Source organism: Paraburkholderia atlantica (assembly GCF_000092885.1).
GTDB lineage: Bacteria > Pseudomonadota > Gammaproteobacteria > Burkholderiales > Burkholderiaceae > Paraburkholderia > Paraburkholderia atlantica.
In genome coordinates this window covers 124,618-150,618 of record NC_014119.1, presented here as the reverse complement: position 1 = coordinate 150,618, position 26,001 = coordinate 124,618, and the positions used below count along the sequence as shown (strand labels likewise).

The 26,001-nt window shown below is 62.3% G+C and carries 23 protein-coding genes and 2 pseudogenes; 14 read left to right on the top strand and 11 right to left on the bottom strand.

The genetic code is table 11. The annotated features are described in order from the left end of the window. Positions 1-859: 859 nt before the first annotated feature. From BC1002_RS28285 to BC1002_RS28270, 4 genes are all read right to left on the bottom strand, one after another. Positions 860-1,930: a substrate-binding domain-containing protein gene (locus BC1002_RS28285; RefSeq protein ID WP_013093409.1), complete on the bottom strand. Its 1,071-nt coding sequence runs from the start codon at positions 1,928-1,930 to the stop codon at positions 860-862. Positions 1,931-1,968: 38 nt separating this feature from the next. Then, a complete protein-coding gene (locus tag BC1002_RS28280; protein ID WP_013093408.1) occupies positions 1,969-3,204 on the bottom strand; it encodes an SfnB family sulfur acquisition oxidoreductase in 1,236 nt (411 codons plus the stop codon). Positions 3,205-3,314: 110 nt separating this feature from the next. Continuing rightward, positions 3,315-4,373, bottom strand: coding sequence for an ABC transporter permease (locus BC1002_RS28275; protein ID WP_013093407.1), 1,059 nt, complete (start codon positions 4,371-4,373; stop codon positions 3,315-3,317). Further along, complete coding sequence (locus tag BC1002_RS28270) at positions 4,370-5,869, bottom strand: sugar ABC transporter ATP-binding protein (RefSeq protein ID WP_013093406.1); 1,500 nt, start codon at positions 5,867-5,869, stop codon at positions 4,370-4,372. Before BC1002_RS28270 ends, BC1002_RS28275 begins: the two co-directional genes overlap by 4 nt. 277 nt (positions 5,870-6,146) lie before the next feature. Between BC1002_RS28270 and BC1002_RS28265 the strand changes: the two genes are divergently transcribed. The 3 genes from BC1002_RS28265 (at position 6,147) to BC1002_RS38005 (ending at position 9,142) form a co-directional block, all read left to right on the top strand. Beyond that, positions 6,147-7,388 (top strand): acyl-CoA dehydrogenase family protein, encoded by a 1,242-nt coding sequence (locus tag BC1002_RS28265; RefSeq protein WP_013093405.1) that lies wholly within the window; start codon positions 6,147-6,149, stop codon positions 7,386-7,388. A gap of 5 nt (positions 7,389-7,393) precedes the next feature. Then, positions 7,394-8,830, top strand: a complete 1,437-nt coding sequence (locus tag BC1002_RS28260) for an LLM class flavin-dependent oxidoreductase (protein WP_013093404.1) — start codon at positions 7,394-7,396, stop codon at positions 8,828-8,830. 153 nt (positions 8,831-8,983) lie between these two features. After that, positions 8,984-9,142, top strand: a complete 159-nt coding sequence (locus tag BC1002_RS38005) for a hypothetical protein (protein ID WP_162094075.1) — start codon at positions 8,984-8,986, stop codon at positions 9,140-9,142. Here BC1002_RS38005 and BC1002_RS28255 read toward each other — a convergent pair. Next, positions 9,128-9,940, bottom strand: a complete 813-nt coding sequence (locus BC1002_RS28255) for a CmcJ/NvfI family oxidoreductase (RefSeq protein WP_041735848.1) — start codon at positions 9,938-9,940, stop codon at positions 9,128-9,130. The genes BC1002_RS38005 and BC1002_RS28255 overlap by 15 nt on opposite strands. A gap of 54 nt (positions 9,941-9,994) precedes the next feature. Here BC1002_RS28255 and BC1002_RS28250 point away from each other — a divergent pair, with 54 nt between their 5' ends. Then, positions 9,995-11,581 carry a gamma-glutamyltransferase family protein gene (locus tag BC1002_RS28250; RefSeq protein WP_013093402.1) on the top strand — a complete coding sequence of 529 codons (1,587 nt, stop codon included), beginning with the start codon at positions 9,995-9,997 and terminating at the stop codon, positions 11,579-11,581. Positions 11,582-11,756: 175 nt separating this feature from the next. On the opposite strand, the gene BC1002_RS28245 is transcribed toward BC1002_RS28250, so the two are convergent. Genes BC1002_RS28245 through BC1002_RS28235 form a run of 3 tightly spaced genes read right to left on the bottom strand, consistent with a single transcriptional unit; the run spans position 11,757 to position 14,054 of the window. After that, positions 11,757-12,347: a flavin reductase family protein gene (locus tag BC1002_RS28245; protein ID WP_013093401.1), complete on the bottom strand. Its 591-nt coding sequence runs from the start codon at positions 12,345-12,347 to the stop codon at positions 11,757-11,759. Beyond that, on the bottom strand, positions 12,337-13,092 hold the full coding sequence (locus BC1002_RS28240; protein ID WP_013093400.1) for a GntR family transcriptional regulator: 756 nt from the start codon (positions 13,090-13,092) through the stop codon (positions 12,337-12,339). Before BC1002_RS28240 ends, BC1002_RS28245 begins: the two co-directional genes overlap by 11 nt. Continuing rightward, a complete protein-coding gene (locus BC1002_RS28235) occupies positions 13,089-14,054 on the bottom strand; it encodes a polysaccharide deacetylase family protein (RefSeq protein WP_035491589.1) in 966 nt (321 codons plus the stop codon). The genes BC1002_RS28240 and BC1002_RS28235 overlap by 4 nt, the downstream gene beginning before the upstream one ends. A gap of 318 nt (positions 14,055-14,372) precedes the next feature. Between BC1002_RS28235 and BC1002_RS28230 the strand changes: the two genes are divergently transcribed. From BC1002_RS28230 to BC1002_RS28215, 4 genes are all read left to right on the top strand, one after another. After that, complete coding sequence (locus BC1002_RS28230; RefSeq protein WP_013093398.1) at positions 14,373-15,431, top strand: ABC transporter ATP-binding protein; 1,059 nt, start codon at positions 14,373-14,375, stop codon at positions 15,429-15,431. Between the two features lie 81 nt (positions 15,432-15,512). Further along, positions 15,513-16,808 carry an ABC transporter substrate-binding protein gene (locus BC1002_RS28225; protein WP_013093397.1) on the top strand — a complete coding sequence of 432 codons (1,296 nt, stop codon included), beginning with the start codon at positions 15,513-15,515 and terminating at the stop codon, positions 16,806-16,808. A gap of 128 nt (positions 16,809-16,936) precedes the next feature. Continuing rightward, a complete protein-coding gene (locus BC1002_RS28220; protein ID WP_013093396.1) occupies positions 16,937-17,851 on the top strand; it encodes an ABC transporter permease in 915 nt (304 codons plus the stop codon). A 2-nt stretch (positions 17,852-17,853) separates the two neighbouring features. Then, complete coding sequence (locus BC1002_RS28215; RefSeq protein ID WP_013093395.1) at positions 17,854-18,759, top strand: ABC transporter permease; 906 nt, start codon at positions 17,854-17,856, stop codon at positions 18,757-18,759. Positions 18,760-19,088: 329 nt separating this feature from the next. Here BC1002_RS28215 and BC1002_RS28210 read toward each other — a convergent pair whose 3' ends face one another. Beyond that, a complete protein-coding gene (locus tag BC1002_RS28210; protein ID WP_238538057.1) occupies positions 19,089-19,631 on the bottom strand; it encodes an ABC transporter permease in 543 nt (180 codons plus the stop codon). Positions 19,632-19,773: 142 nt separating this feature from the next. Next, positions 19,774-20,028, bottom strand: a complete 255-nt coding sequence (locus BC1002_RS39435; protein WP_041735567.1) for an ATP-binding cassette domain-containing protein — start codon at positions 20,026-20,028, stop codon at positions 19,774-19,776. 713 nt (positions 20,029-20,741) lie between these two features. Here BC1002_RS39435 and BC1002_RS39840 point away from each other — a divergent pair. From BC1002_RS39840 to ddpX, 3 genes and pseudogenes are all read left to right on the top strand, one after another. Further along, positions 20,742-21,018 (top strand): annotated as a pseudogene (locus BC1002_RS39840) (MurR/RpiR family transcriptional regulator); the annotation flags it as partial. Positions 21,019-21,110: 92 nt separating this feature from the next. Beyond that, positions 21,111-21,591 (top strand): annotated as a pseudogene (locus BC1002_RS39835) (MurR/RpiR family transcriptional regulator); the annotation flags it as partial. A gap of 69 nt (positions 21,592-21,660) precedes the next feature. Beyond that, positions 21,661-22,224, top strand: a complete 564-nt coding sequence (ddpX, locus tag BC1002_RS28195) for a D-alanyl-D-alanine dipeptidase (RefSeq protein WP_013093394.1) — start codon at positions 21,661-21,663, stop codon at positions 22,222-22,224. Positions 22,225-22,274: 50 nt separating this feature from the next. Here the strand turns inward: ddpX and BC1002_RS39430 are convergent, their stop codons facing one another. After that, positions 22,275-22,403 carry a hypothetical protein gene (locus BC1002_RS39430; protein ID WP_274380073.1) on the bottom strand — a complete coding sequence of 43 codons (129 nt, stop codon included), beginning with the start codon at positions 22,401-22,403 and terminating at the stop codon, positions 22,275-22,277. Here BC1002_RS39430 and BC1002_RS28190 point away from each other — a divergent pair. The 3 genes from BC1002_RS28190 to nikC all read left to right on the top strand — a co-directional run bounded on the left by BC1002_RS28190 (position 22,345) and on the right by nikC (position 26,000). Then, positions 22,345-23,895, top strand: coding sequence for an ABC transporter substrate-binding protein (locus tag BC1002_RS28190; protein ID WP_238538082.1), 1,551 nt, complete (start codon positions 22,345-22,347; stop codon positions 23,893-23,895). The two genes, BC1002_RS39430 and BC1002_RS28190, sit on opposite strands and share 59 nt — an antisense overlap. Positions 23,896-23,950: 55 nt before the next feature. Further along, complete coding sequence (locus BC1002_RS28185; protein WP_013093392.1) at positions 23,951-25,021, top strand: ABC transporter permease; 1,071 nt, start codon at positions 23,951-23,953, stop codon at positions 25,019-25,021. Between the two features lie 64 nt (positions 25,022-25,085). Continuing rightward, positions 25,086-26,000, top strand: coding sequence for a nickel transporter permease (gene nikC / locus BC1002_RS28180; protein WP_013093391.1), 915 nt, complete (start codon positions 25,086-25,088; stop codon positions 25,998-26,000). Position 26,001: the final 1 nt, after the last annotated feature.

The following is a 26,001-nucleotide window of genomic DNA, read 5'->3' as shown; positions in this document are numbered from 1 at the left end:
TCCATCGTTTCCCAACGTTCCTCCCAACGGCTCGCGCCCTCGCCGCCATAGCCACTGTGCGGACAGCGTTTTCGAACGCGGCCCGGTCGTTCCGCGCCGAGCCGGCCTACTGGGCAACGCAAACCACACTGCGCGAAGTCAGAAAAGCGCCCTTTGCCGCGCATCCCTCGCCGGCGGTAGCGAGGCCCTCGCACGCCGGGCACCACCGCGATGTGCGAGCCTGCGCACGTGAGCGACGAGTTCGACACGTACCTCCCCGATCGCCAGCACCAGTGCATACGGCCGCACCCCTTCCGGGCCGCGTTCCGGGCGCACGCGCAGTGAGGCGCGCAATGCGAACCGGCGCGCGCGGTCGAGCAACTGCGCTCGGCTCATACCAGGCCAGCAGGCCACAATGAACCGTGACACCGGCGCAGGCAACAATTCCGGTGCGCAGTCAGCGGGTAGCGCGAGGGCGACGAGTTGGAGGCGATAGGCCATGTGAAGCGAAGAAGTCCGGACCGGATAATCCTGGCGGAAATCGCGTTGCGCGACAACGATCTCGCGGGCTCTTTTTATAGCCCTCGCGGTCCGATGAAAGTCGGTCGTGACTAGGTCTAGCATCCAAGTGTCGCGCCACAGTGAGACCACCCACCGTCAGTGACGGTCCATACTCTGCGGCTGCATTCGCGAAAAGTGACGGGGTGTCGCCGAATATCAGCTTTTGCGGGATCCTCGTGGATAATCCTGCAACCGTCTACGGTTTTGCGAGCCGGTGATGGTGTGGAACGTGAGTACCGTGATTTGTACGCCGCCTTCGTTTTGAAGCGGTTCGAAGTGACGCTTCGACACTGCCAGCATGTGCCACGTTTCTCGCAGCTTATTGCGCGGCAGGAATCCACGCAGCGGTGGCCGCATCACTCGAACGGAACGCAGGGAATTTCTCGCCAAGGTCCGCAATCGTTTTGATGTCGTTTTTCAACAGATCGTCGCGCGTGATCAGCGTCGGCTTCACCACAATGTGATGACCCGGGTCCTGTCCTGCCACCAGCAGGGCCGCCGCACGTACCGACACGGCGCCGACCACGGCGGGATTGGTCGCCGCTGTCGCCACCCAGGCGCTGCCTGGCGCGCGGATCGCTTCGATATCGGCAGTCGAAATGTCCGCGCTGTAAATGCGCAGTTTCGACGACAGTCTGGCTTCGTCAGCGGCCAGTTTGGCGCCGCGCGCAAACTCGTCGTATGGTGCGAATACGACGCGAATCTCCGGATGCGCGCGGTACGCAGCCGACGCCTGATTCGCAACGGACTGCGCGATCGGGTTATCCACCGTGCCCCAACGCGCCTTCTCCTGCACGTTCGGATGCGCGCGCTTGAAGTCGCGCCACACGGCGTCACGCCTGTCGAGCGGCGCGAAGCCCGCGACATATACGTAACCGGCTGCGAACGCGTCGCCGTTGTCCTTCACGGCCTGATCGAGCAGCAGCGACGCGAGATCGTGATCGCTCTGTTCGATTTGCGGCACCTTGGGGTTGGCGAGATCGACGTCGAACGCGACGACCTTGATGCCTTTGTCCAGCGCGCGCTGCACGACGTCTTTGAGCGATTCCGGCAAGCCGTGATTGACGATGATCGCCGACACGCCCAGGCTGATTGCCTGCTGGATCTGCTCGCGCTGCTCTGACGCATCCTGGCGGCCCTCGTAGATGCGCAAGTCGACACCCAGCGCCCTGGCCTGCTTCTGCGCGCCCGCCTCGTAGGCCTGGAAGAAATCGCCCGTCGACAGATAGTTGACGAGCGCGATCCGCACACCGCCCTTGTCGAACGGCGCCGGTGCGCCTTTGAGCGGCTCGGAATGTGCGGATGCCGCAGACAGCACGGCAGCCGAGCACAACGTCAGTGCGCCCAGCGCACGCACCCAGATCGAACGGCTATGAAACAGCGATTTCATCGAAAGTCCCCTTGTTTGATGCCTGATTACCGGCAGCGTCAGTTCCATGCGTGACGTGCCGGTTTCACGCCGTTCAGATAGTAGTTGCCGACGAGGTGATACTTCCATCGGACAGGATCGTGCAGCGTATGCGTGCGCGCGTTGCGCCAGTGACGGTCGAAGTTGTGTTCGCTCAGCGTCGACTGGGTGCCGGCGAGTTCGAAGAGCTTTTCGCCGGCCAGCAGCGCGATTTCGGTCGTCACTACTTTGGCCTCGCCGACGGCGACCGAGGCACGCGCGACATCGTCTTCCGTGGTCGCGCCTTTGGCCAAGAATTCGTCGAGCACGCGTGCAGCGCGTTCGAGCAGCGCTTCGGCGGCATGCAGCTGGATATGCAGGCGGCCGATTTCACGCAGCGTGAGCGGATCGTCGCCGGCCTTGTCGACGCCGCTGTCGACCCACGGTCGCGCGCGCGTGCGAACGAATTCGAGCGTATCGGCGATGGCGGCTTTCGCGATGCCTGCATCGATGGCAGCCTGAATGATCTGCGACACGGGGCCATTGAGTGTTGGTTCGTCGGAAACGCGCTGCGCAGGCAGCACGTGCGACGCCCGCACGCGCACGTCTTCCAGCGTGACCGTACCGCTTGCCGTCGTACGCTGGCCAAAGCCGGACCAGTCGTCGACGACTTCAAGGCCCGCCGTGCCCTTGGGGATATACGCGAGCCACGCTTTGCGCTCTTCATCGAGCCCAAGCACGGGCACATAGTGCGCGAACAGTGCCCCTGTCGAATAGAACTTCGTGCCGTCGATCACATAGTCGTCGCCATCGCGCCGCACCGTGGTCCTGAGATCGAGCACGTTCTTCGTGCCCTTTTCGGAGAAGCCGTTGCCGAAGCGCTTGCCCGCCAGGATTTCCGCAAAGAAATAGCGCTTTTGTTCTTCGGTACCTGTCAACACAATCACATCGACCAGACCGAAATGATTCTGCGGCAACTGGCCAAGCGACGGATCGGCCGCAGAGACGATCTTGATGACCTCCGTCAGCGTGACGAACGACACACCCGCGCCGCCATACGCCTTCGGCACCGTGATGCCCCACAGCCCCGATTGCGAGAACCACTCGATCTCTTCGCGCGGCAACCGGCGCTCGCGATCGCGCTCGGATGCACCCGCCGCAATACGCCGCGCCAGCTCATGCGCGATGGCAATGGCTTGCGCATCGTCGGCGATCACCCGCACCGCGCGGGCTTGCGCGTCCGTCTGCTGTTGATCGGCTACGTCGGTTTCGGCCATGAATGTCTCCCTTTGATGACTATCTGCACAGACTAGCAACGCTCGTCACGATCACAAACTGAGCGATTTGCAAATGGATATGACGTCGATGCGCAGATGGTTTTCTCGTCTCACAAGCGCGCACCCGAACGCGAGCCGACACTGAATGTGAAAGCCAATGCAAACACGAGCAGCACGCCCTTGATGAAATCCTGCATGTAGTACGGCGCGTTCAGCATCGTCAGGCCGTTGAGCAGCACACCGACGAACACGGCGCCCACCACCGTGCCGGGCACGTTGGGCCGCTTCGCGCCCCATACCGCGTAGCCGACCAGCGCCGCCGCGACGGCGTCGAGCAGCAACGAATGCCCCGCGCTCACATCGCCCCGGCCGACGCGTGCCGCAATCAGCACACCGCCCAACGCGGCAATCGTCGATGACGCGACATAGGCCGCGATGCGGTAGCGGGCCGTCGGCGCGCCGGCGAGGCGCGCGGCCGTTTCGTTGCCGCCGATCGCATAGATCACCCGCCCCCAGCGCGTCGCCTCCATGACGAAGCACGCCACCGCCGTCAACGCCGCCAGCAGCAGAACAGGCAGCGGCACGATGTCCAACAGGCGCGAACGCCCCAGCGCGAGAAACAGATCGGGAAAGCTGCCCGTCGCTTCCGTGCCGTCGGGCAGCACGGTGCCCGTCGCAAGCGAACGCCCGCCTGTCGGAATCAATTGCAGACCCGCCAGCAGGAACAGCGTACCGAGGGTGGCAAGCTGGTCGGGCACGCGCAGACGTGTGATAAGCACACCATTGAAAAGGCCCGCGACCACGCCGAATGCCAGACAGGCCAGCACGGCGCTCCACGCTCCGCCATGCCATACGATCAGCACATAGCTCGCGACCATTTGCGCGGTTGCAGCGACGCTGCCTACCGAGAGATCGAAGCCGCCTGCCGCCAGCGTGATCGTGACGCCTATGCCCAGCAGCGCCACGATCGAAACGGCCTGCAGAATGCTCAGCAGATTGTCGACGTTCAGAAAGGCTGGCTCGCGCACCGCGAACACGACGATCAGCACGGCCAGCAACAGCAGGATGCCCGTGCGTTCCAGATGCACGCGCAGACTGCCCGAGCGCGGGCGCGCCGTCGATTCGGCAGGGACGTTCGTCGTCGTCACGGACGGGGTGGTGGATTTCATGAATGAGGGAGAGCAACAAAAGAAAGAGAATCGGCGGGAGCCGCGCGCTCGAGTGTCGTACCGCGATCGAAATGCACGACGCGATCGGCGATTTCGAACGCTTCTTCGAGATCGCTGACGAACACCAGCGTGGCCCGCCCCGCCGCACGCTTGCGCAGAAGTGCCACGATGTCGGCGCGCGCGCCTGCATCGACGCCCTGAAACGGTTCGTCGAGCAGCAACAGCTTCGATGGTTCCGCGTGCCAGCGCGCGAGCACGACCTTTTGCTGATTGCCACCCGACATACGCGACAGCCGGTCGTCCGGTCCCGTGCAGCGCACGCCGAATGCGGCAATCGCCTCGCCGGCCGCCGCCCGCTCCGTCTCACGACGCACGAAGCCGCCCTTATGCCAGCGTGACAGAAATGGAAAACTGAGCGTGCCGGCGATCGATGCGAACGGCACGCTGTCCGGAAAGAGCGACGAGCGCCAGCGGTCTTCTCCCGCGAGGTAGACACCCGCGCGAATCGCGTCAGCGGGCGAGCGCGGTCGCCATGGCTTGCCGAGCAACTGCATGTCGCCTTGCACGGCGCGCGTTTCGCCAAAAATGACGCGCGCGAGACGCGATTTTCCGCCGCCGATGGGGCCTGCAATCGCCACGATCTTGCCTTCTTCGACGTCCAGATCGAAAGGTATCGAGGCTGGCGTCAGCTTCAGATCGCGCGCGCTGAACACCACGTTGCTGGACGTGCCGCTGTCGTGCGGCGCAGCGCGATCGGCGGGCAGTGCATGGCCGATCATCGTTTCTATCGCGGCGTCGAAATCGATGGGCGGACGCAGATTCGCCACGATGCGGCCATCGCGCATGACGGTCACGCGGTCCGCGATGCGGCGCAAGTCACCTAGCCGGTGAGACACCAGCAATATCGCCGCGCCGTCGGCACGCAAACGCTCGATCAAGGCGAAAAGCCGCTCCGCTTCCGGCGCAGAAAGACTCGCCGTAGGCTCATCGAGAATCAGCAACGACGGATTGCCGGCCAATGCACGCGCCAGGGTCACAAGTTGCTGCCCTGCCAGCGACAGCGTATGCAACGGCGCAGACAGGTCGACTTCGAGTCCGACGCGCAGCGCAAGTGGCCGCGCGGCATCGACGCGCACGGTTGGCGTCATACGCCACGCAGTCGCCGCATCGCAAAGCTGATCGAGCAGCAGGTTATCCGCAACGGATAAGGTCGGGACCACGGCATCGGCGGTGCTCTGATGCACGGTCGCGACGCCAAGCCCTTTGGCCTGCTGCGGCGACCAAGGTGCGAAGGGTTCGCCGCGCAAAGTCAGCGCACCGCTATCCGCTCCGTAGACGCCGCTGATTATCTTGACGAGCGTCGATTTGCCCGCGCCGTTCGCGCCCATCAACGCCACCACCTCTCCCGCACGGATGTCGAGATCGAGATGGGTCAGCGCAGTCGTCGCGCCGAATCGCTTCGTGATGGAGACCGCCTTCAGGACAGGCTGATTCATTGCAGGAGGATCGTTTCTGGATGCATGACCTTTCATGCTAGACAAGCTCGTCCATACCGCAAACGAATCGCTATTCATATGCTTAGTATTCTCAACCGATCGATGGCACTTTCTGTTCCCGCAGTCATACCACCGCTATCGTCGACATAAGTCGCCATACGGATAACGATCTGCCAATCCGTTATTTACGCGCGGCGAGCGGTGATTTTTATACTCGCCTTTGTCCAGCGCTCAATGCGCGTCGTGGGCTTCGCTACCGCTTTTCCAAAGGATCTGCATGACCTCATCGCACGCCGCCGATCTCTCCGTCGGAACCGACTACGAATCACTCGCCAATCGCTTTCGCCCTATCTTCGCGCGTATCGCCGAAGGTGCGGCACAGCGCGACCGTTCGCGCGAATTGCCGCATGAAGCGATTGGCTGGCTCAAGGACGCGGGCTTCGGCGCAGTGCGGATACCTGTCGCGCATGGCGGTGCCGGTGCATCGCTGCCGCAACTGTTTCGTCTTCTGATCGAACTCGCCGCGGCCGATTCGAATCTGCCACAGGCGTTGCGCGCGCACTTCGCTTTCGTCGAAGACTGGCTGAATGTTCCGCCCGGCACCGACCGCAACACCTGGTTCGACCGCTTCGTGAGCGGACAACTGGTGGGCAGCGCGTGGTCCGAGGTGGGCGACGTCGCCGTCGGCACGCTGTCGACCAGGGTATCCCGACGCGATGGCCAGTACGTGCTGAATGGCTCGAAGTACTACAGCACGGGTAGCATCTTTGCCGAGTGGATCGACGTGCTCGCGAAACGCGAGGAAGACGGCGCCGACGTAATCGCCGCCGTCAGCACGAATCAACCCGGTGTGTTGCGCAAGGACGACTGGGACGGGTTCGGCCAGACAACCACGGGCAGCGGCACGACCGTATTCATCAATGCCTCGGTCGATGCGCATAACATCATTGCGTTCGAGCGGCGTTTCAGGTATCAGACCGCGTTTTATCAGTTAGTGCATGTCGCCACACTGGCGGGCATCGGCGCGGCCATCACGCGCGACGTCGGCACGCTGGTGCGGCAGCGCAAGCGCATCTATAGCCACGGCAACGCGCCGCACGTGAGCGAAGACGCGCAGATCCAGCAGGTGGCGGGCGAAATCGCCTCGTGGGCCTATGCGGCACAGGCACTGACGGTGCAGGCGGCGCAGCCTTTGCAACGCGCGTACGAAGCCCGCTTTTCCGACGATACCGAAGCGGAACATCGCGCCAACGTCGATGCCGAAATCGAATCGGCGCAGAGCCAGCTTGTCGTGTCGGAACTCGTGTTGCGCGCGGCGACGCATCTGTTCGATGCGCTCGGTGCGTCGGCGACCAGCACCACTCAGGCGCTCGATCGTCACTGGCGCAACGCGCGCACCGTGTCGTCGCACAATCCCCTCGTCTACAAGGCGCGCATCGTCGGCGACTGGGTGATTAACGGCAAGGAGCCGCCGTTTATCTGGAGTATCGGCAACGGCCCCGGCCAGGGGAGCAAGTGAGCGTCATGACCAAACCCATTCGCTTCAACGCATTCGAGATGAATTGCGTCGGTCACCAGTCGCCGGGTTTGTGGGCGCATCCGCGCGACCGCTCGTGGCAATACAAGGATCTCGAATACTGGACCGATCTCGCGAAGGTATTGGAGAAAGGTATTTTCGACGGCATCTTTGTCGCCGACGTGATCGGCTATTACGACGTCTACAAGGGCAACAACTATCACGCGCTGCATCAGGCCGCGCAGATTCCCGTCAACGATCCACTGCAACTCGCCGCGCCGATTGCGATGGTCACCGAGCACCTTGGCATCGGCATCACGGCGTCGACGAGTTTCGAGCATCCGTACACCTTCGCGCGCCGCCTCTCGACCGCCGATCATCTGACGAAGGGCCGACTCGCGTGGAATATCGTCACGTCGTATCTGGAGAGCGGCGCGAAGAACATCAGCGAAGGCGGATTGCGCGATCACGGCAATCGCTATGAAGTCGCGACGGAATACGTCGAAGTTCTGTACAAGCTGCTGGAAGGAAGCTGGGAAGACGGCGCGGTCGTGCGCGACCGCGAGAAGCGCGTGTTCACGCATCCGGAGAAGGTCCACGAGATCGGCCACAAGGGCAAGTACTTCGAAGTGCCCGGCTATCACCTTTGCGAGCCTTCGCCGCAGCGCACGCCCGTGCTCTTCCAGGCGGGTGCATCGGGGCCGGGCAAGGCATTCGCTGCGCAGCACGCGGAATGCGTGTTCGTCGCCGCGCCGACGCAAGCCGTGCTGAAAAACTACGTCAGCGATGTGCGACGCCAGGCAGCGGAAGCAGGACGCGATCCGGCCAAGCTCCTTATCTACAACCTCGTCACCGTGATCGTCGATGAAACCGATGCGAAGGCGCAGGCGAAGTTCGAAGAGTACAAGCGCTATGTGTCGTATGACGGATCGCTCGTGTTCATGTCGGGATGGACGGGGATCGACTTCGGCCAGTACGCGCCCACCGATCTCGTGAGACGCGTCGAAACCAACGCCATCGTCTCGGCCGTCGAACATCTGTCAGGCGGCGACAAGGCATGGACCATCGAGGAACTCGCGATCTGGGGCGGCGTCGGCGGCATGGGTCCTGTATTCGTCGGATCGCCTTCGACGGTGGCGGACATCCTGCAGCAATGGGTCAAGGCAACCGGCGTTGACGGATTCAACCTTGCGTATGCCATCGCGCACGAAACGTTCGAAGACGTCGTCCATTACCTCGTGCCCGAGTTGCAGCGCCGCGGCGTGTATCCGACCGCGTACACGCCCGGCACGCTGCGCGAGAAGCTGTTCGGCGACGGTGCGCGCCTGCCGCAGACGCATCCGGCTACCCGCTTTCGCGATATCGAGCGGATCAAGCGCGAGTCGCAACAGGCGCAGCACGTCACGGTAACACCGGCCGATGCCGAACCCGCAGCCGTGAGGTAAGCGCGTTGCGGCCAGTCATGCCGCTGTTCACATTCGTTTGCGCGAGATCGAAGCGGAGCTGGCGGGTACCGAAGACGAAAGACCCGTATCGTCGCTTCGCGAAGAAGAGCATCGAAGCATCGGGCGGGCTCGCGGCCTTCGGAAATGCTCGGCGTGAGCGCGGGACTCGACTATCTGATTCTCGATGCACGCGGCCGGCTCGCGTATTCCGAATTGACGACCGTCATGCTCGTGATCGGCGTGCCGCGGTTCCTGCCGGATCTCGGCGGGATATGCTCGTGCACGCTTCGGCAAGCATCAGAAGAACAATAGCGTGCGCAGTTCGATACTCCGACGCGGTCTTGCGTCCGGCGGCGACGACGGATCATCGAATGCCATATGTGCTGTCAGCCGCGCGACACCGTCGCCAGCGGAATCGTAGATTTTCAGCAGCAGGACTTCTTCCGCCTTCATCAGCGGAAAGTAGTACCAGCGATGCTTCGGGTTGAACACGAACGCATAGGTCTCGCCGACTTTGTCCTGATAGATCAGATCCGACGGCACCAGGTCGGTCGGCGCAATACTGCGCGCATCGCACAACGCCAGCGGCGACGATTCGACCGTCGATCCGATGGGACGCCACAGGTTGACCACCCTCCCCTTGAGCAGTTTTTCCGCTTCATGCGGCGGCAGGTGATCGCGCACGCGGCGCGGACCCGACACGAAGGTCTGGTCGTTGTGAATGAACTTGACCGGCTCGCGCACGGTGCCGGGACGCGCCGCATGGCCGTCGCGAATCGTGTGATCGAAGATGACGGCGCGCTTCGCGCCCGTCCAGCCCCTTAGCAGCGCCTCCGACTCCGGATAGTAAATGCGTTCTATCGCAGCAGGGTCCGTGAAATCGCTGAGCACGCTCGCGTGCTGCCGCAACTCCAAACCGTTGCGGTCCAACGATAAACCACCCGGCGGTGGCGAAACCCGCGCATTGACGATGTTCACACGCTGCGGCCGATACACGCCACTGCGCTGCGGCACGCCAGCAGGCGGGTCATAAGCGTAGGTAGCGGGCTTTTCCCCCGTCGCGACGAGATCGGCGTCGATTTTTTTCGACGCGCTGCGTGAACATATAATCCGTACTCCGACGAGCTCACGCGCAGCTCGTCTCCTGCAACGGAGTAGCAATCGATGCGCGACACGCGACTCGCCGGCCCGACCGGCGGCATGGTCACCAGCCCCCACGCGTTGGCGAGCGAGGCCGGCCGCGACGTGTTGCGCGCCGGCGGCAATGCGATCGAAGCGGCTATCGCGATCGGTGCCGCGCTGTGCGTGACGTATCCGCATTTCACAGGACTCGGCGGCGACGCGTTCTGGGTAATCGGCGACCGCGAGGGAACCTTGCGCACGCTGTCGGGCATCGGCCAGGCCCCGGCGCAACTGCCCGCGTTCGACGGCGCGATCCCGTTGCGCGGCGCGGCATCCGCGCTCACCACCGCAGCGACCGTCGATGCATGGCAGCACGCGTACGAGGTCAGCAAAAGCGCATGGGGCGGCACACAGTCGTGGTCGTCGCTGTTCGATCGCGCGCTCAACTATGCCGGCGACGGCTTTCCCGTCACGCCGTCGCAGCATTTCTGGCAAAGCCTGCGTGCCGACGAACTGAATACACTGCCGGGCTTTGCGGCAACCTTCGCTCCGCACGGCAGGATTCCCGCTGTCGACGAGCGTTTCACACAACCGGCGTTGGCAAAGAGCATCGAGCGGATTGCCCGTTTCGGCGCGCGCGAGTTTTATGAAGGCGAACTGGCCGAGCGCATCGCGCGCGGTTTGCAGCAGGCCGGCTCGCCGCTCACTTCGAGCGATCTCGCCAGAACCCGCGCGCGCGACGAAGCACCGCTGCGGGTCGCGTATCGCGGCGGCGAACTGGTAAGCCTGCGTCCGCCTACGCAAGGCGTGACGACGCTGCAAATCATGGGCACGCTGGATCGCTTCGACATCGGCGCGATTCGCGAAGGGAGTGCCGATTACTATCACCTGCTGGTGGAAGCGGTGAAGTGCGCGTTCGTCGACCGTGACCGCTTCGTATCGGATCCCGAGTTCAACATCGTGCCCGTCGAGCAGATGCTGTCGCCCGCGACGCTCGACGCCCATGCTCGTTCGATCGACCCACATCGAGCGCGAGCGTGGCCACATGTGTTCCATCCGGGCGACACGGTGTTCATCGGCGCGACGGATAGCCAGGGCCGCAGCGTCAGCGTGTTGCAAACGGTCTACTTCGACTGGGGCAGCGGCGTAGTCGCGGGCGATACCGGCATTCTGTGGCACAACCGCGGCGCGTCGTTCAGCACGCACCCCGCGCATCACAACGCGGTGCAGCCGGGCAAGCGCCCTTTTCATACGCTCAACCCCGGCATGTATCTGAAAGACGGCCGCCCGTACCTGCTGTTCGGCACACAAGGCGCCGACGGTCAGCCGCAAACGCTCGCCGCCATTCTCACGCGGCTGATCGACTACGGGATGGACCCGCTCACCGCACTCGCCCGTCCGCGTTTTCTGCTCGGCAAGACGTTCTCCGACACGCGCGATGCGCTGAAGCTCGAAGAAGACGCAGGCGCCGACGTGTTCGCGGCGCTCGCCGCGCGCGGCCACGAGGTGAGCGTGATCCCGACGCAGAGTCCGCTCGCGGGTCACCCTGGTGTGATACGCATCGATGCGGACGGCGCGGTGTCAGGCGCGCACGATCCGCGCAGCGATGGCCGCGCGCTCACCGTGTGATGGATCGGCGCGTGGGTTCTTTCCCGCATGCTGGTTCACGCGGGCCGTTCAGGTTCGCCTACGTGGCAGCCTACGCACACGGTCCAGACGCAGTGATTCGCCAGCTAACACAAGCGCGTCTATACGCGCGTTGATCGATGAAGGGGCTAACGCTTGTGGTCCATACGCGTCAACGTCAACCCAACGTAAAGCGGTCACGCGTCGTCACATAATCACTCGCGCCGAAACGGCCCACCGGAAAGTAGTGCTGCAAACGCACGCGCCACGTTTCGGTGTCGATCAACTCGTCGCGCGCATGCAGCCGATGTACGCGGCCAATAAAGATCTGCCGGGTGGTGGTCTCCAGCGTCTCCCATATCGTGCACTCGAACGCAACCGGCGCTTCGGCAATGCGCGGCGGCGCAACGCACGAGCTCGGCACCGGCGTCAAGCCGACCTCGACAAGTTCGCTAACGTTGGGCGGCAGCCTTTCCCCACAGCGATGCATTTTTTCGGCGATCGTCTCGTCGGCGAGATGCACGACGAACTCGCCGGTCCGCACGATGTTGACCGCCGTGTCCTTCAGGGTGCCGTCCGCCACGCGGTTAATGCTGATCATCACGATCGGCGGTTCTTCGCCGAGCATATTGAACATCGAAAACGGCGCGGCGTTGATCGTACCGTCGGCGCCGAGCGTAGTGACGAGCGCGATCGGACGCGGCACGATCAGGCTCGCCATCAGCTTGTAGCGCTGGTATTCGGTGATCGCTTCGAAATCAATTTCCATGTCGGGCCGCCTGGTTCGTCGTCGTGGGTTCAATGATGCCGAGCAATTGGCCGAGGCTTTTCTCGCCGCGCATTCGCGAGGTTTCAATGCGTTCTTCGAGATCGCGCAGATGCGCTTCCATATGCCCCATTGCGCCCGCCGAGTCGCGCGCCTCGATGCAGTCGACAATCGCAGCATGCTCGGCGTGCTCGCACGGCGCATGCCCCGGCGGCTCGTACACCCCGACGATCAGCGAACAGCGCGATACCAGTTCCTTCAGATAATTTTGCAGGATCGAATTGCCGGCCAGCGCGGCGATGCGCATATGAAAGCCGCTGGCGAGCGTCGCCCACGAAGGCTGGTCATAGCGGTGCATGGCGTCATGCTCGCTCGCGAGTTGTTGCCGCAGCGCCTTGATGTCCGTCGCACTCGCGCGCTGCACGGCAAGCTCTACTAGCATCCGTTCGACCGAGCGCCGCGCCTCGAATATCTCGCGCGTTTCCTCGGGCGAGGGCTCGGCGATTACCGCGCCCTTGTTCGGCCGCAATACGACGATGCCGTCATAGGCGAGCTTTTCCAGCACACGACGTACGACCGCGCGGCCCACGCCGAACAGTTGGCACAGTTCGGGCTCCGGTAACTTCGTGCCGGGAATCAAACGATGATTCATCACGCCGTCGAAGATCGACTGATAGATGCGTGCATTGATATCCGTGTCGTCACCGGCGTTTTTCTTCGCGTTGGCCGCGCCGGCTTTCGCGCTCATGCGACGGCCGGGCGCACGATGCCGGCCCGCTCCAGATCGTCCATATGACTCGCGATCTCGCCTGGAGTGGTGATCCACACATCGCCTCGTGCGCGCGCCGTGGCGATATGTTCGAGCGCGCGGCGCAGATGCCGCAACCGGTACGGCTGTCCGACCAGATACGGATGCAGCGCGATGCCCATCACCAGCGCCTGCGCTTGCGCGCCGCGATTGGCCTGTTCGAGCATCTCGTCGAACTGATCGACGATCATGTCGGCGAACGCGCGGCCGTCCATGTGACGGCCCACCATCATCGGCAGATCGTTGAGTTCCTGCGGATACGGAATCGACCACAGCGGCGCGCCACGCGTGGCCATTCGTACGGGGCGGTCGTCGTGACACCAGTTCAACGTGTAGCGATAGCCGGTCTCGGCCAGCAGATCGGGCGTCAGATGCGACTCCGAAATCCACGGCGACAGCCAGCCTTGCGGCGGCGTACCGGATTCTTCCGCGATCCGTTCGCAGCAATGCAAAAGCAGCTCGCGTTCACCGCTTTCGTCGAGGTCGCTCTGCCGGTGCGCGTTCGTGTGGCCGTGGCCGATCAGTTCATCACCACGCGCGACGCAAGCCGCGATCAGTTCAGGACAGTGATCGTAGAGCGCGGTATTGATCAGCGTGCCCGCGGGCAGCGCGAGCTGATCGAACAGTTCGATGCAGCGCCACGCGCCGACGCGATTGCCGTACTCGCGCCAGCTATGGTTCAGCACATCCGGTTGCGGCGAGAGCGGACCGAGTGCCGCACCGAGGCCTTCGCCGAACGCAAAGTGCTCGATGTTGAAGCCGAGATAGACCGCGAGTCCGGTGTCGCCAGGCCAGCGGAACGCGTCACTATCGGTGATCGGGCGGTAGGCAAAGCGGCCATGCGTGGCAAGCGATTGACGCGCGCGGTTCTCTGCCAGGGGCATGTTCCGTGTGTCGTTCATGAGCAAGAAATCGTGGATGACGAAAAGCGCCACGACACGTAATGGATGAACCGGATTGGTCAGTTCATGCCCCGAGACGGATCGAAGACGCACCGTGATCGCGCAATCCCATCCTTCTGATCGCAAACGATCGACGCTGCGGATCGTTTGCAATATGTGAGCCAACTCGTAGACGTTAAGCACGACAGTACGTCGGCAATCGACGAGCGTCGCAATGCGATGGATGGCACGTGTCTTGCGTTTGCATGGCTTCGCATGGGCGGCGCATCGGTTTTCACGCGTGCCCCACTGTTTGCCGTTCACGAGGACACATCCTTCATGATTCAGCCTGCTTCAACGGTGCTCGAAACCAAAGCCGCCGATATCGAACTGGTCCACGTGTCAAAGCAATATGGCGATTCGCTGGCCGTCGACGCGATCGACCTGCGCATCGCCGGCGGCCAGTACTGTTGCCTGCTCGGCCCGTCCGGATGCGGCAAGACCTCGACCTTGCGCATGATCGCCGGTCATGAATCCGTCACTGAAGGTGACATTCTGATCGCGGGCCGCAACGTCACGCGCGCCGAACCCGCCGCGCGCGGCACCGCAATGGTGTTTCAGAACTACGCGCTGTTCCCGCATCTGAGCGCGCTCGACAACGTCGCGTTCAGCCTGAAGGTGCGCGGCGTCGCGAAGGACGTGCGGCGCAAGCGCGCCGCCGAACTGCTCGAACTGGTCGCGATGTCCGCGTATGCCGAGCGCAAACCGGCCCAGTTATCCGGCGGCCAGCAGCAACGCGTGGCGCTCGCGCGCGCGTTGCTGAATCAACCGGGCTGCCTGCTACTCGACGAACCGCTCTCCGCGCTCGACCCGTTTCTGCGTGTGCAGATGCGCGCCGAACTCAAGCGTTGGCAGAAGGATCTCGGCATTACCTTCGTGCATGTCACGCACTCGCAGGAAGAAGCGATGGCGCTGGCCGATCTCGTCGTGGTGATGAGCCATGGCCGTATCGAACAGAGCGGCACACCGCACGAAGTATTCAACCGTCCGCGTACCGAATTCGTGGCCCGCTTCCTCGGTGGCCATAACGTCTTCAATACGAATGGCCGCCTGTTTACCGTGCGCGCCGACCATCTGCGCGTGGTGCCGCACGGCGTCACGCCGGTGCAGAACGCCGGCGGCGAGAGCGGCCTGACACGCATTGGCGGCGTGCCCTGCAGGGTCCGTGAAGCCGAATACCAGGGCACCCATCTGCGCATGACGCTCGACCCGCTCGACGGCTCGCCCGAATTGATATCGCTCGTGAGCGACGGCGACTACGACGCGACACGGCTCGGTCCCGACGCGCGCGTGGTGATCTGGTGGAACGAGCGGGACGCGCATCCGCTGGCAGCCTGAGTGCTTGCATCGCAGCGGATCGCATTGCAGTGAACAGAACGTCGAATAAGCGCGAATTGAACGTCAACTGAGGAGAAAACAATGAGTGAAACGAACGAGAGCCCGGCAGCGGCCGCAACCGATGTGAAGGAAAAAGGCCTGTCGCGCCGCACGTTCATCAAGGGCGCGGTGGCGGCGGCCGGCATTGCCGGCTTTCCGTACGTGCATGCGCAGGAAAAGATCACGTTGCGCTACCTCGGCACCGCGGTCAATCAGAGTGCCGACATCGCGAAGAAATTCAAGGAAGACACCGGCATCGAGATTCAATACGTGCCAGTGACCACCGACGACGTCGCCAAGCGGATCATCACGCAACCCAACTCGTTCGATATTGTCGACACCGAATACTTCGCGCTCAAGAAGCTGATTCCGGCCGGCACGCTCGCGGGCATGGACGCCAAACGCATCAAGCTTGCCGACAAGATCACGCCCGTGTTGACGCGCGGTGAAGTCAACGGCAAGAAGATCGGCGACCAGGGCACCGCGCCCAAGAAGGTGATGTTCCTGACCGGCCCGCGCTCGACCGAGTTCTCAGCGACGCCGACCGAATGGATGACGCTGATCCCCACCACCTATAACGCGGACACGCTCGGCATTCGTCCCGACCTGATCAAGCGCCCGATCGACAGTTGGGCAGAGCTGCTCAACCCGCAGTTCAAAGGCAAGGCGGCGCTGCTGAACATTCCCGCGATCGGCATCATGGATTCGGCGATGGCGATCGAGGCGATGGGTCACATGAAATACGGCGACAAAGGCAATATGACCAGGGCCGAGATCGACCAGACCATCAAGATCCTGATCGACGCCAAGCATGCTGGGCAATTCCGCGCGTTCTGGAAGGACTTCAACGAAAGCGTGAACCTGATGGCGTCGGGCGAAGTGGTGATCCAGTCGATGTGGTCGCCGGCGGTGACGAAGGTGCGCACGATGGGCATCGCGTGCAAATTTCAGCCGCTCAAGGAAGGCTATCGCTCGTGGGCCTCCGGCTTCGGCTTTCCGCGCTCGCTGCAAGGCAAGAAGCTCGACGCCGCGTACGAATTCGTCAACTGGTTCCAGGACGGCTGGGCCGGCGCCTACCTGATGCGCCAGGGCTACTACCCCGGCGTGATCGAGACCGCGAAGACGCACATGCAGCCGTACGAATGGGACTACTGGATCGAAGGCAAAGCGGCCGCGCAGGACATCAAGGCGCCGGACGGCCAACTGCTCGAAAAGGCCGGCGCCGTGCGGGACGGCGGTTCATACACCCAGCGCATGAGTGCGATTGCGTGCTGGAACGCGGTGATGGACGAGAACATCTACATGGTTCAGAAGTGGAACGAGTTCATCGCGGCCTGATCGACGCCACGGTTCGATGTGCTTGCCGAGGTGTGACGCGCCGGCAAGCACGACTCCTTTGAGCAGCGTAGTCACTTCTCGTTCTCGCGCAGCGATGCGCCGCGCAGTCATTCGATAGACACCCGCCCATGGCAACCATCGACCTTCCCTCGCACGCGCAGGACACGACCGTCAAACATCGCCGCGCACCGGCATGGTTGCAGGCGACGCCGCTGTCGCTGACCTTCCTGCTGTTTTTCATCGTGCCGCTGGTCATCACGTTGATCGTCAGTTTCTGGGACTTCAACGAATACCAGATCATTCCCGCGTTCACGCTGAAGAACTACGCGGCGATCTTCAACGGCTGTTCGTCGATGACGGACGTTTGCGTGACATTCAAGACGTACTGGTCGACACTCAAGTTCTGCGCGATCGTGTGGGCAATGACCTTGCTGCTGGGCTTTTCGATCGCCTACTTCCTCGCGTTTCACGTGCGCACGACGAGCATGCAGACGGTGCTGTTCCTCGTCTGCACGATTCCGTTCTGGACCTCCAACGTGATCCGGATGATTTCATGGATGCCGCTGCTCGGCCGCAATGGCCTCGTCAATCAGGTGCTACTCGGCGCGCATCTGATCGACCAGCCGCTCGAATGGCTGCTGTACTCTAACTTCTCGGTGGTGCTCGCGTTCGTCCATCTCTACACGTTCTTCATGATCGTGCCGATCTTCAACGCGATGATGCGCATCGAGCGGTCGCTGCTCGAAGCCGCGCGCGATGCCGGTGCGAGCGGCTGGCAGGTGGTACGCGACGTGGTCCTGCCGTTGTCGAAGACGGGCATCGTAATCGGCTCGATCTTCGTGATCACGATCGTGATGGGCGATTTTCTGACCGTCGGCGTGATGGGCGGGCAACAGATTGCATCGGTGGGCAAGGTCATTCAGGTGCAGACCGGCTACCTGCAATTTCCCGCCGCGGCAGCCAATGCGATCATTCTGCTCGCCGTCGTACTGATGATCGTGTGGGGTTTGACGCGGGTCGTCGATATCCGCAGGGAGCTGTGAAAATGCAGGCCATTCGCGTCAAACATCGGGAACGCCGTCCAGCCAGTTTCTACTGGCTTGCGCTGCTGTTCGGCCTGTTCGTGCTGTTCTTGTATGGGCCGGTGATTACGATATTCATTCTGTCCTTTCAGGGCCCCGAGGGCGGCCTGACGTTTCCGATGCGCGGTGTCTCGCTGCATTGGTTCGCCGCGTTGCGCGACGGTGTCGGCGATGTTGATATTTGGGGCGCGTTCGGACGATCCGTGCGGCTCGCGCTGGCGGTCACGGTGCTGACGGTGTTGTTTTCAGTGGCGGCGGGCCTCGCCTTTCGTCGAAAGTTTCGCGGCGACACGGCGGTGTTCTACGTGTCGGTCGCGAGTCTGATCATGCCGTCCATTATTGTTTCGCTTGGGATCGGTTTGACGTTCCGGCTGCTCGATAATGGGGTGAAGTACCTCGCGTCGACATGGGGGTATCAATCGTTTTCCGATAGCTATACGACGTCGATGGGCCTGTTCACCTCCGCGCTCGGAGCGCATTTGACGTGGACGCTGCCGTTCGGTTTGTTGGTGATGTTCGCGGTGTTTAACCGCTTCAATCCGGGCTATGAAGAGGCGTCGCGCGATCTGGGCGCGACGCCGTGGCAGAGTTTCCTGCATGTCGTGCTGCCGATCATCGGACCGTCGGTGGTCGGCGTCGCAATGTTCGGCTTCACGCTGTCATGGGACGAGATCGCTCGCACCTCGCAGGCGATCGGCGATCAGAACACGCTGCCGCTCGAGCTTCAGGGGCTCACCACGTCGGTGACGACGCCGGTCATATATGCGCTCGGCACGATGACGACAGTGTTGTCGTTGACCGTGATGGGCGGGTGTCTGCTTGCGGTGAGGGTGTTGGCGCGTCGGCGCGCAGTGGCAGGGTTGAAATAACTCGTGGCGTGGCCGCATGGCGAGCGCCAAGCGCCATTGCACGCTCACTGCCAAGAATCAGCAAAATGCTTCGTTGCTAGCGCCCGCGTCCTCCCGTACCGTTCTCCGATTGCGCCTCGCGAGCGTCTTACTGCGGAGAACACACGTCCGCACTCGCATCGCAAAGGGCTCTGTCGCAGTATGCCGATCTGCTATGGTGGTCGGTCTCGAGACGAGCGATGTAACGAATGATCAAGACCCCGAACGCTGCTGTGAGCAAGGTGCTCGAACGGCTGCATTACCCACTGGACATAATGCTGACTCGTCAACGATTTTAGTGGGGTGCGATGCTATGGTCCTGCTTCGACCGACTGGCCTTGTCGGTCACGTGTTGCCAACTGGATAATTGACCTGTGATGGCCCGACGACCGGTGCATAGCGCCCGCAATCCATGTCAAACGAACTGACAAATCTCGCCAGGAGTGAAGATTACCGCCGCTGGCTGCCCGAGCTGGCAATACGACTTTGCGAAAGAGTTGCAACGGCGTGAGTCCCATCGACAACGCCGAGCGGATCAGGAGCGGATCGACGTTGCGCACGCCGCTCACGGTGTTGAGCATGATAGGCCACACGCACGAATAGACGACCACCGACACCTTCGAGGTCTCGTCCATTCCCAGCACCAGCACGAACACCGGAAGCAGCGCGAGCGGCGCGGTATTGCGAAACAGTTCGAGCAGCGGATCGAGCATTTCGGCCAGCGTTCGATACCAGCCAATCATTAAACCGAACGGCACGCCAATCGCGACTGCGATCGTGAACCCCGCGAGCGCTCGCGACGCGCTGGCGAACAGGTGTTGTTCAAGCTCGCCCGAACGCAGCATCTCGACCATAGCGGTCGCCGAAACCGCTCAGGTCCACGAGTCCGAGGAATGCGCGAGCCTTCTCCGTGCGCTCCGGTTTTGCCACGCCTTTCGCCGCGAGGCCGAACTCGATGTTGCGGAGCGCGGTTTGCCACGGAAACAGCGCGTACTGCTAAAACACCACGCCCCGGTCGAGACCCGGCCCTTCGACCGCGCGGCCATCGACGAGAATCTGTCCACGGTCGGGCTTCGCCAATCCGGCGATCAGATCGAGCAGCGTAGTCTTGCCGCAACCGCTGGGTCCGACGAGCGTCACGAACTCGCCAGCGACCACGTTGAACTCCACGTCCTCCAACACGCTGAAGTGTCCGCGCCGCTTCAGATGAAATCCTTTTGTGACGTTGCGCACGCCGATTGCAGCACCCATCGCAGGCCTCGGAAGTCGACGCGATAGCGCCCTAGTGGGACGCCACCGACTGATTGAACGGATTGAACTGGTTCGAGTAGATGCTCTCGGCAGAATCGCGCTTCGCCTGATGTAATCGGCACCGACCGCTTCGTCGCCTTCATGCCGCAGCGGCGCGTTTAGGCACCGGCTCCGTTACTGGAATGGAGTGGCCATCCGACCTGTATTCTCAGCCAGGAAGTTCCTCGCTTTGTCGGGCACTTGATGACCTGCAGCCATGAGGCGCTCCGGACTATCTAGCCATATACGCAGCTGCCAGCTTTAGTCGCGAGGCGAATTCCACCGCTGCGGGCTTGAGGCGATTGCCTCTGCGCGAGAGAAGATAAAGGTCGACGTGCACGACCGGATTTGCTCGGCGCCCTTCCCACGTTAATTGCGGCCTGCGCGTCGATGGTTATCCATATCCGGAGTAGGGATGGCTTCGCTGATCGACATCCAAACCCCGCCAGGTCATCATTAGGGGACAAAAATCTGGGGCCACACAATGAGGGCATCGAATAGCGGCATCCACCCAGGCACGCGGAGGAACCGTGAGCGGAAGTCTCGCCCAGAAGCTATCGAACAGCGCATCCAATTGATTTTTTAAGCTGGCGCTGACTTTATTGGCTTTGTTAGATGCATGTCATCGACGAAATATATGACAGGCAATTAACCAAAAATCGATCCGCGCTGACATGCCGACCGCTTTCGCACAGACCGTCGAGGCGCACTTTGCCGAGCTCACTCCAACGCCCCTGCGCATGGCCAGTTACATGCTGGCGCATCTCGAGCGACGAGGCCTTGCAACGGCTGATCAGATCGCGCAGCAAACGGCCACCAGCGGAATCTCAGTGGGGTGTTTCCTGCGCAGCGTCGGCTATCGCAACCTCGACGACCTCAAGCGCGAACTGCGCGGCGCGCAGGGGCGCCCGTGGATGATTACCGACCGGCTCGACGAATACCGGTGTATGCGCGAGCAGTTGGCCGACGCCCGGCGCCACGGCAAAAACGGCGAAAACCTCCAAACTAGCGCCCTGACCCACTCGCTGCAACTCGTCGAGACGATCCAGCATGTGTACCAGTTGGCGCAATCGCCCATGTTCGCCCGCATCGCGGAGCGCGTCTCCCAAGCGGACGCCGTATATATCCTCGGCATCCAGTCGACCCGCGGCACCAGCAACGCGTTCTACGGCTACCTCGAATGCATTCGTCCGCGCGTCTTGTACTCCGACGGCATGTCCGGCTCATACGTTGATTCGCTGAACTCGGAATTCGCCGCACCGTACCTCGTCATTGCCGACACGCGCGCCTACCCGGTGATCGCGCGCCGCTACAGTGAAGCCGCGGCGCATCGTGGCGGGCAGTTTCACTGGCCACCGACATCTATTGCCCGTTGGCTCGTGAATTCGATTGCGACCTGTCGCAGATCAAATCGATGTCGGCCAGTTTTGGGACTCGCTGGCGCCGCTCAGCTGTCTGTTCAACCTGCTGATGATTACCGCGATCGTTGCTCAACTGGGGGCCGCGATCGACGAACACGTCGCAGCGAGCTGCAAGCGAATTCAACCAGTTCGATCTCTAACCTCTTACATCCGGAATCTGAACGCGCCCGCCATGACACAACCGCGACTCATCGAAATCACCGCCGCCACGCATGGCGTGGACATCGACCTCGTCTATGCCACCGAGCGCAATTTGACAGGCAAGCCCATCTACAAGGAAGCTCACTGCCTGCTGCTCGAACCCGCAGAAGCCGCTTTGCGCGAGGCAGTGGAGATTGCCCGCAACGCCGGCTTGACCGTGCGGATTTTCGATGCGTACCGTCCGCCCCAGGCGCAACAGGTGCTGTGGAATTTTCTGCCCGACCCGACCTACATCGCCGAGCTTGGCCGTGGTTCGAACCATAGCCGCGGCACGGCGATCGATCTGACGCTGCTCGACGCTGACGGCAACGAACTCGACATGGGCACGGGCTTCGACGCGATGACGATCGAGTCCGAACATTTCCATACTGGCCTGCCCGCGCATGTGCAGCGCAACCGCGTGTTACTGCTCGGTATCATGCACGCAGCCGGCTTCATCCACATCAAGAGCGAATGGTGGCATTACGAGTTGCCTGGCTCCCGGGCGCTGCCGTTGATCGATAACAGCGAAAGCGGTCCGTTGCGTCTCATGTAATGGCGTTCGATTTCTCCATCCGTTGTTCCCTGACAGACTCTACCCATTCCTTATGGAGCGGCAATGAAACTGGTATTGCGCAATGCACTGACGGCGGCGGTGATCTCCTCCGCCTTGACCTTGTCGTTCACAGCCGCCGTCCCCGCTGCGGCGGCGACGCCGAAAGACATGTTCGTCATGGCCACACTCCTCGACGAATTCACCACGCTCGATCCGGGCGAAATCTACGAACTGGTGCCGGAAGAATATGTGGCGAATACGTATGACCGGCTGGTGCGCGTCGATCTGAAAGACCCGTCGAAATTCAACGGCGATGTCGCCCAATCATGGAGCGTGAGCCCCGACGGCCTGACCTTCACGTTCAAGATCCGTCCAGGTCTCAAGTTCCACTCGGGCAACGCGTTGAGCGCCGACGACGTCGCGTGGTCGATCCAGCGCACCGTCCTCCTCGATAAAGGCGCGGCGGCCGTGCTGCAGGGCATCGGTTTGACCAAAGACAACGTGCTGGCCAACGTGAAGAAGGTCGACGACACAACCGTCAGTGTGACGACCGACCAGAAATACGCGCCGACGTTTGTGCTGAACGTACTCGGTTCGTGGCCTGCGTCGGTGGTGGACAAGCAGTTGCTGCTCACGCACCAGAAAGGCAATGACTTCGGCAACGAATGGCTGCGCACGAACGAGGCCGGCTCCGGCGCCTACAAGCTCGTCAAATGGACTGCCAACGACAGCATCGTCCTGCAGCGCTTCGACGGTTATCGCGTACCGCTCGCGATGAAGCGGATCGTGTTGCGTCACGTGCCGGAAGCATCGAGCCAGCGCCTGCTGCTCGAGAACGGTGACGTCGATGTGGCGCGCAACCTGAGTCCGGATGATCTCGTCGCGCTGACGAAGTCCGGCAAGGCGCATGTGAGCGCGGTGCCGCAAGCGACGCTTCTATACCTCGGCCTGAACGTCAAGAATCCGAATCTGGTCAAACCGGAAGTCCAGCAAGCCATGAAGTGGCTGATCGACTACAACGGGATTCAGAGCAACGTCGCCAAAACCACCTACAAGGTGCACGAAACCTTCCTCCCCGAAGGTTTCCTCGGCGCGCTGAATACCGACCCCTACCAGCAGAACGTCGTCAAGGCCAAGGAACTGCTGGCAAAGGCCGGCCTTCCGAACGGCTTTTCCGTGACGATGGATGTGCGTAACGGCTACCCGTACAGCGAAATCGCCGAGGCAGTGCAGGCGAACCTTGCCCAAGGCGGCATCAAGGTACAGATCATCCCCGGCGACAACAAGCAGACGCTCGCCAAGTACCGCTCGCGCTCGCACGACATTTATATCGGCGAATGGTCCGCCGATTACATCGACCCGCACAGCAACGCCCAGGGATTCACCTGGAATCCCGACAATTCCGACAAGTCGGCCTATAAGATGCTCGCGTGGCGCAATTCATGGGACATCCCTGGCCTGACGAAGGAAACCAACGCGGCGCTCGCCGAATCGTCGACGGCGAAGCGCGCCGATCTGTACCAGACCATGCAGAAGCAGGTGCTCGCGAGTTCCCCCTTCGTGATCATGTTCCAGCAGGTCTCGCAGGTGGCCGCGCGACCGGGCGTAACGGGTCTCGAGGTGGGTCCGATCAACGACCTCGTGTCGTATCGTGATCTGAAGAAGCAGTAACGTTTGCGGTGGAGGCGAGACTGTCCGGGCTTCGCCTTCGACCGAGGAACTTACCATGTCCACTCGCCTCACGACTTTCGAGCGCATGCGCGCGCTTTCGGTTGAAAGCGCCAGCGTGCGCTGGACCTTGCGCCTCGTGCGCTGGATCGTCACGCTCGTCGTCACCTTCGCCGGGTTGCTGGCGGTCACGTTCGTGATCGGCCGCAAAATACCGATCGATCCGGTGCTAGCGATTCTCGGCGATCGCGCGTCAGCCGCAGCCTACGCGGCGGCGCGTCTTCAACTCGGGCTCGACGCGCCGCTCGCAGTGCAGTTCCTGATCTACGTGCGCGATGTGCTGCATGGCAATTTCGGTATGTCGCTGCTGACCGCGCATCCTGTGATCGAGGACATCCAGCGGGTGTTTCCTGCAACGCTCGAACTCGCGACCCTGTCGACCATCATCGGCGTGCTGATCGGCGTGCCGCTGGGCGTGATCGCCGCCGTGCGCCACAACCGCTGGATCGATCACGTCGCGCGCTTCGTCGGCCTCGTCGGCAGTTCGGTCCCGGTGTTCTGGCTCGGACTGATGGGCCTGCTGCTGTTCTACGCGAAGCTGCATTGGGTGGCGGGGCCGGGACGCGTCGATCCGGTATTCGACGGGATGGTCGATACGCGCACAGGCAGCCTGCTGATCGACTCGCTCATCGCCGGCGAATGGGATGTGTTCTTCAATGCGTTCTCGCATATCGCGCTGCCCGCGGCCATTCTCGGCTACTATTCGGTCGCCTATCTGAGCCGCATGACGCGTTCGTTCATGCTCGATCAACTCAGCCAGGAGTACATCACCACGGCGCGCGCGAAAGGCCTGCCCGAGCGCCGGGTGGTCTGGCGCCACGCGTTCGGAAATATCGCCGTGCCGCTTCTGACCGTGATCGCGCTCACGTACAGCTATCTGCTCGAAGGCTCGGTGCTGACCGAAATCGTCTTCGCCTGGCCCGGTATCGGTTCGTACCTGACGGGCGCCCTCCTGAACGCCGATATGAACGCCGTGCTCGGCAGCACGCTCGTGATCGGCGTCACGTTTATCGCGCTCAACCTGTTGACCGATGCGCTCTATCGCGTGTTCGATCCACGCGCCCGCTGACATTGCGGAGGTCTCTTTCGTGCGTCCCCCTACCGATGAATCCATGCAAACGCAGGACTGGCCGATGAATGCCGCGCCCCGACGATGGAAAGACTGGCTGCTGAGCGACACGCCCGCGTCACGCAAGCAGGCCGCGCTTGGCCTCGCTTACCGGCGCTGGCGACGCTTCGCGGGTAATCCGCTGTCGGTCTTCGGCCTCGTGATTCTGGCCTTGCTGATCATCATCGCAGCAATCGGGCCGCTAATGTCACCGCACGATCCGCTGCAGCAAGTCCTCTCCGACCGCCTGCTGCCGCCGGGTTCGCCATCGCACTGGTTCGGCACCGACCAGCTCGGCCGGGACATCCTCTCGCGTCTGATCTACGGCTCACGCCTCACGCTCTCGATCGCGATTCTCGTCGTGGTGATCGTGGTTCCGGTGGGGCTTTTGATCGGCACCACTGCCGGCTTCTTCGGCGGCTGGGTGGACAACTTGCTGATGCGGATCACCGACGTAGCACTCGCCTTTCCGAAGATCGTGCTCGCACTGGCTTTCGCGGCCGCCTTGGGACCTGGTGTGATCAACGCGGTGATCGCCATTTCGATTACAGCGTGGCCGGCCTATGCCCGCCTCGCGCGGGCGGAAACGCTTCGGCTCGTGCAAGCCGATTTCATTCACGTCGCGCGCTTGCAGGGCGCCTCGCGCAAGCGCATTCTCCTGCTCTACATCATGCCGCTCTGCTCGTCGTCGGTGATCGTGCGCGCGACCCTCGATATGGCCGGCATCATTCTCACTGTCGCGGGCCTCGGGTTCCTCGGCCTCGGCGCGCAACCGCCGAGCCCGGAGTGGGGATTCATGGTCGCATCCGGCCGCAATGTGCTGCTCGATTCATGGTGGGTGGCCACTATTCCCGGTTTCGCCATTCTGCTGGTGAGTCTTGCCTTCAACCTGCTCGGCGACGGTCTGCGAGACGTCTTCGATCCACGCCATGGAGGCTGAT